This is a genomic window from Paenibacillus sp. P4_A9 (assembly GCF_056402415.1).
Map to the genome: position 1 here is coordinate 1 of NZ_JBFUHL010000134.1, position 5,415 is coordinate 5,415.

Here is a 5,415-nt window from a genome sequence, read left to right on the forward strand (position 1 = left end):
GTATTGTTCAGAATCGAGATTTAAGTCAATATATCTTATAAGAAATATGCGGGTTGCAGTTAGTAGGAGGCAGTTACATGAGTTTATTAAACAAAACGAGAAGGCTGAATCGGTTGCTCCAAAAAGAAGCGGGCAATGCGGTTAGCTTTATGGATATGGCAGAAGTACTAAGAGATGTTGTAATCGCTAATATTTATGTGGTCAGCCGTAAAGGTAAGATTTTAGGCTATGCGGTTACGAATGATCCTGTATCTCCTGAAATGAATCAAACGATTCTAATTGAGCGCAGGTTCCCAATTGAATCTAATAATTTATTGCTAAAAATTGAGGAGACATCATCAACATCAGAGCCAGACAGCCCGTATTTTTATTACACGGATCAGATGAAAGATATGTTTCCATCAACACATACTACCTTGGTGCCAATTATTGGTGGCGGGGATCGTTTGGGAACCTTAATTTTAAGTCGTAGTGAAGGGCACTTTATCGATGATGATTTAGTTCTAGCTGAATATGGTTCGACAGTAATCGCGATGGAAATATTAAGAGAACGCGCGGAAGAGATTGAAGAGGAAGCACGTAGCAAAGCAGTTGTTCAAGTCGCAATTGGCTCTTTATCCTTTAGTGAGATGGAAGCTGTCGAACATATTTTCGAGGAGTTGGATGGCAAAGAAGGGTTGTTGGTAGCTAGTAAAATTGCTGATCGTGTGGGTATAACGCGTTCGGTTATTGTAAATGCCCTACGTAAACTGGAAAGTGCTGGCGTAATTGAGACGCGATCACTAGGTATGAAAGGCACTTATATCCGTATTTTAAATGAACAATTAATGCAAAGCATTGAGCAAATGAAGTCAAAATTATAAATATAACTTTGAAGTCCTATCTGATAAAAAGATAGGGCTTTTTTCTTATTGTAACTTAACGTAATATCTTAGATGATAAAGAGTATAAGTCAAAGCTTTACATTATTCTACATATAGAACTATTTTTTATCGGAAATTGAGAATTATGTCGAAACAAGAAGGAATCAATTCTCACGATGTGGAAGTAGTAAAGTGAGTATTATTTAGAGTGAAGGGGAATCGTTTATGTCTTTTTTAGACAAGCCTAGTTGGAATATGATGGAGCGATCGCTGGATGCATCGACGCTAAGACAGAAAGTGGTAGCGAATAACATTGCCAATGTGGATACTCCTAAATTTAAACGATCCGATGTTGTTTTCGAGGAGCTTTTGCAAGGAAAAATGAATGCGAAAACGCCATCAATAGAAGGTTATCAAACGGACCCAAGGCATTTTGCGATTGGTAATTCTACAAAAATGCCAAATGCGGAAGTTAAAATGGACAATTCGACATCGATAAATATTAATTTGAACAATGTTGATATGGACTATGAAATGTCATTAATGGCCAAAAACCAGCTTAAATACAATGCAATGATTCAACAAATGAACAGTGAATTCAAAAAAATGCACACAGTCATTGGGGGCAAATAATAATCGATGAGACTTACAAATGGATTTGATATAAGTGCATCTGCTTTAACTGCGCAACGACTGCGTATGGATGTTGTATCATCTAATATTGCTAATGCGGATACCACGAGATCGAAATTTGTTAACGGCAAATGGGTGCCTTATACAAGAAAATTAGTTTCGTTCGAAACGAAGTCACAACCAAGCTTTGCACAATCGCTGAATTCAGCGATGGCAGATGGAACGGGTGAGGGTGTGCGTGTGAACAAAATTTTTGAAGATAATTCCCCGCTAAAGCAAGTTTATAATCCTTCGCATCCGGATGCAGATAGTAATGGGTTTGTCTACATGCCGAACGTTGATATTACCAAAGAGATGGTCGACATGATTTCGGCGACGAGATCATATGAAGCCAATGTGACGGCATTAAATGCAAGTAAATCGATGATTACAAAAGCATTGGAAATTGGTAGATAGGAGGTTTCGGGATGATTGACAAAATTAATTACAGTCCAATAAATATTATGAGTTCCATTCAACCGAAGGATAACGCGTCTGAGGGTGCAGATGACCTTGGGAAGAAATTCGGTTCATTTCTGAATGATGCAATGACGAATTTAAATGCGCAGCAAAAGCAAGTCGATCAGTTGAACGAAAGCTTCATTAAAGGGGAACTTTCCGATGTCCATCAATTGACAATTGCCTCTGAGAAAGCTTCATTAGGACTTGAACTAACGGTTCAAGTTAGAAATAAAGTCTTAGAGGCGTACCAAGAAATCATGAGAATGCAGCTGTAAGTATAGAGATGCTGCTAAATTTGGGTCAATGAGGTGACAGAGTGAACGAGAACCTGCTCCAGTACTGGGAAAAGGTGAAGCAATACTGGAATCGTTATAATCGAACGACGAAAATTATTTTTATAGCAACCGTTTTCTTACTGATACTAACAGCTGCAATTATTAGTGTTAATTTGTCAAAAACTGATTATTCATTGGCGTATACAGAACTGCAACCAGCTGATGCTGCCAATATTAAATCATATCTGGATACAGCGAAAATTCCTTATCATCTGAGTCTAGACACCAAAAGTATAGAAGTACCTACAAGTGAGGTTGCCAATGTAAAGCTTGCCGTTGAGTCTCAAGGATTAAATAAGAATGGTTCCCTGGGGTTTGAAGTGTTTGAAGGAAACGACACATTCGGTATCACAGATAATCAATTTAAAGTGAAATACTTGAGCGCCGTTCAAGGTGAGCTTCAACAGCTTATTAATTCAATCCAAGCCATTTCAAGTTCAAAGGTTAACATTACGCTTCCCGATGAGGGACTATTCTTAAAAGAAAAAGCTGAAAAGGCGACAGCGTCTGTTGTTTTACAAGTTAAACAGGGTTACACGTTGGATCAACCCAAAGTGGATACAATTTATAATTTAGTATCACATAGTATCAAGAATCTCCCGCTTGAGAATATCACCATCTCAGATCAAAATGGTCAAAATCTAGTGTCGTCGCCGAAGCCGGGTGGTAACTCATCACCTTTACCGTCGAATACTACGGATGTTAATAATAAATTTAGCAATGATTTAAAAAAAATYATTAACGACATGCTTGGCAATATGTTTGGACGAGATAAGGTAAATGTTAGTGTATTTACAACGATGAATTTTGATCAGAGGAAATCGACAGAAGAACGTTTCGAAGCACCTAATCAAGTAGACCAAAAAGGGTTAGAACGTTCCTTGCAGGAGGCTACCGAGTCTTATCAAAGTAAAGGTTCGGACAATGGCGGTGTGCCAGGCACAGGAGGAACGGACGTTCCTAGTTATCCAGGGTCCTCCAACTCGGGGGATTCCAACACGGAGAAAACAACAAAAACCGTAAATTATGAATTGAATAAGATTACGAGTGATATTATTTATACGTCTAATGTAGTGAAGGATGTAAGCATTAATGTCGGTATCGAGCCTCCAGTAAGAGATGATCCGAACTCACTAACGGCTGAAACGAAAACAGCCATTCAGAATGCGCTTGTGAATATTGTTAGAACAGCACTTGCTGATAATAAAACTACGTATTCAGACGATGAATTACAGAAAAAAGTTACCGTATTTGCTCATTCTTTTGCTAGACCTTCGGATGCGAATGCAGCTACGACATCTACGTACTTGACTTATGGCGCATTAGCACTAGCGGCACTAGCCATTGGAGCATTTATCGGTATGGCAATTAGAAGACGCAAGAAAGCAGCTGCGCAACGACTAATTGATCAGGAAATGAACATTGCGTCCAAAAAGGCAGAGCTTCCTACAATTGATATCGAAAATGTAACGAATGACAATCAAGTGCGTAAGCAGCTCGAAACGCTCGCGAGAAAGCGGCCAGAAGAATTCGTCAACCTGCTGCGCACTTGGTTAGTAGATGAATAGAGGTGCACCTGTATGGCCAGAGCCGCTTTACAAGGGTTGACCGGACGACAAAAGGCAGCTATTCTTTTGATCAGTTTAGGCCCTGAGGTTTCTGCACAAATTTTCAAACATTTACGCGAAGAAGAAATTGAACAATTAACGCTTGAGATCGCGAATGTGCGGAAAGTAGATACGCTGGAAAAGGATTCGATTTTAGCAGAATTCCATCAAATCTGCCTGGCACAAGAATTTATATCACAAGGTGGTATTGCCTACGCCAAAGATATTTTGGAGAAAGCGCTTGGTTCTCAAAAAGCGCTTGATATTATTAATCGTTTGACTGCCACACTTCAAGTAAGACCGTTTGACTTTGCTAGAAAAGCAGATCCAGCACAAATTCTCAATTTCATTCAAAATGAGAACTCCCAGACGATAGCTCTCGTGTTGTCCTATCTGCAAGCGGAGCAAGCATCCATCATTTTGTCATCACTCCCACAGGAGAAACAAGCTGATGTTGCAAAGCGGATTGCACTTATGGATAGTACATCGCCTGAGGTTATTTCGCAGGTAGAACGTGTGCTTGAGCAAAAGCTTTCCTCAACAGTTACACAGGATTATACAAATGCTGGTGGTATCGCATCCATCGTTCAAATTTTGAATGGCGTTGACCGTGGTACTGAACGTACGATTCTCGATTCATTAGAAATCCAAGATCCAGAACTTGCCGAAGAAATCAAAAAACGGATGTTTGTATTCGAGGATATTGTCAATATCGACAATCGTTCCATTCAACGTATTATTCGTGATATTGAAAATGCTGATTTACAACTTGCGCTTAAAGTTGCTAGTGAAGAGGTCCGCGATGTGTTGTTCAAAAACATGTCCAAACGTATGGCTGATACCTTCAAGGAAGAAATGGAATTTATGGGACCTGTTCGTTTACGCGATGTAGAAGAAGCTCAAACCCGTATCGTTGCAACCATTCGTCGTTTAGAAGAGTCGGGTGAAATCATCATCGCACGTGGTGGAGGAGATGATATTATTGTCTAATGTCATTAAATCATTCGCATATTATCCCATTGAAGATAAAAAAATCGTTGAAGTGATTTCACCTCTTACTGAGAAAATTTCTGACCTGCAAACCGACGATGATGGTTTGACTCAGGAAATGAAGAATGAGATCAATGAAGCAACAACTTTGAAGAATCAGATCATTGAGGATGCCGAAGCTTTTGCCAGTGCACAAATCGATCAGGCCATGCAAGAGTGCGCGACAATCCGCCAACAAACGGAAGCAGACATTGCGAGTTGGTGGGAAAGTAGACGAGTTGAAGATGAAGAACTAGTCAACCTATCTAAACAAGCTGGATTCGAAGAAGGCTATCAACAAGGTGTTGCTCAAGCGGAAGATGAATTGAGAAAAGAATATAGTGATATGCTTGCCGAAGCTAGCTCCATTTTAGAACAATCATACAAATTAAAGCAGCAAATCATACAAGAGTCGGAGCCTTTTCTAATTGACTTAAGCACTTCCAT

General features: G+C 39.6%; 7 protein-coding genes. All 7 read left to right on the forward strand.

Annotation, left to right across the window (positions count from 1 at the left end):
* Positions 1-77: 77 nt before the first annotated feature.
* The gene (gene codY / locus AC1DVJ_RS29770; RefSeq protein WP_477596325.1) at positions 78-863 is read left to right on the forward strand and encodes a GTP-sensing pleiotropic transcriptional regulator CodY; all 786 of its coding nucleotides are present in this window, start codon (positions 78-80) and stop codon (positions 861-863) included.
* Between the two features lie 225 nt (positions 864-1,088).
* Positions 1,089-1,496: a flagellar basal body rod protein FlgB gene (gene flgB / locus AC1DVJ_RS29775; protein ID WP_477596328.1), complete on the forward strand. Its 408-nt coding sequence runs from the start codon at positions 1,089-1,091 to the stop codon at positions 1,494-1,496.
* 6 nt (positions 1,497-1,502) lie between these two features.
* Positions 1,503-1,952 carry a flagellar basal body rod protein FlgC gene (gene flgC, locus AC1DVJ_RS29780; RefSeq protein WP_477596330.1) on the forward strand — a complete coding sequence of 150 codons (450 nt, stop codon included), beginning with the start codon at positions 1,503-1,505 and terminating at the stop codon, positions 1,950-1,952.
* 11 nt (positions 1,953-1,963) lie between these two features.
* Positions 1,964-2,272 carry a flagellar hook-basal body complex protein FliE gene (fliE, locus tag AC1DVJ_RS29785; protein ID WP_477596332.1) on the forward strand — a complete coding sequence of 103 codons (309 nt, stop codon included), beginning with the start codon at positions 1,964-1,966 and terminating at the stop codon, positions 2,270-2,272.
* Positions 2,273-2,313: 41 nt separating this feature from the next.
* Positions 2,314-3,900, forward strand: a complete 1,587-nt coding sequence (fliF, locus tag AC1DVJ_RS29790; RefSeq protein ID WP_477596334.1) for a flagellar basal-body MS-ring/collar protein FliF — start codon at positions 2,314-2,316, stop codon at positions 3,898-3,900.
* A gap of 12 nt (positions 3,901-3,912) precedes the next feature.
* Positions 3,913-4,929, forward strand: a complete 1,017-nt coding sequence (fliG, locus tag AC1DVJ_RS29795) for a flagellar motor switch protein FliG (protein WP_171635799.1) — start codon at positions 3,913-3,915, stop codon at positions 4,927-4,929.
* Positions 4,922-5,415: flagellar assembly protein FliH (locus AC1DVJ_RS29800; protein WP_477596337.1), on the forward strand; the 494-nt coding region annotated here is incomplete at its 3' end. The genes fliG and AC1DVJ_RS29800, both read left to right, overlap by 8 nt.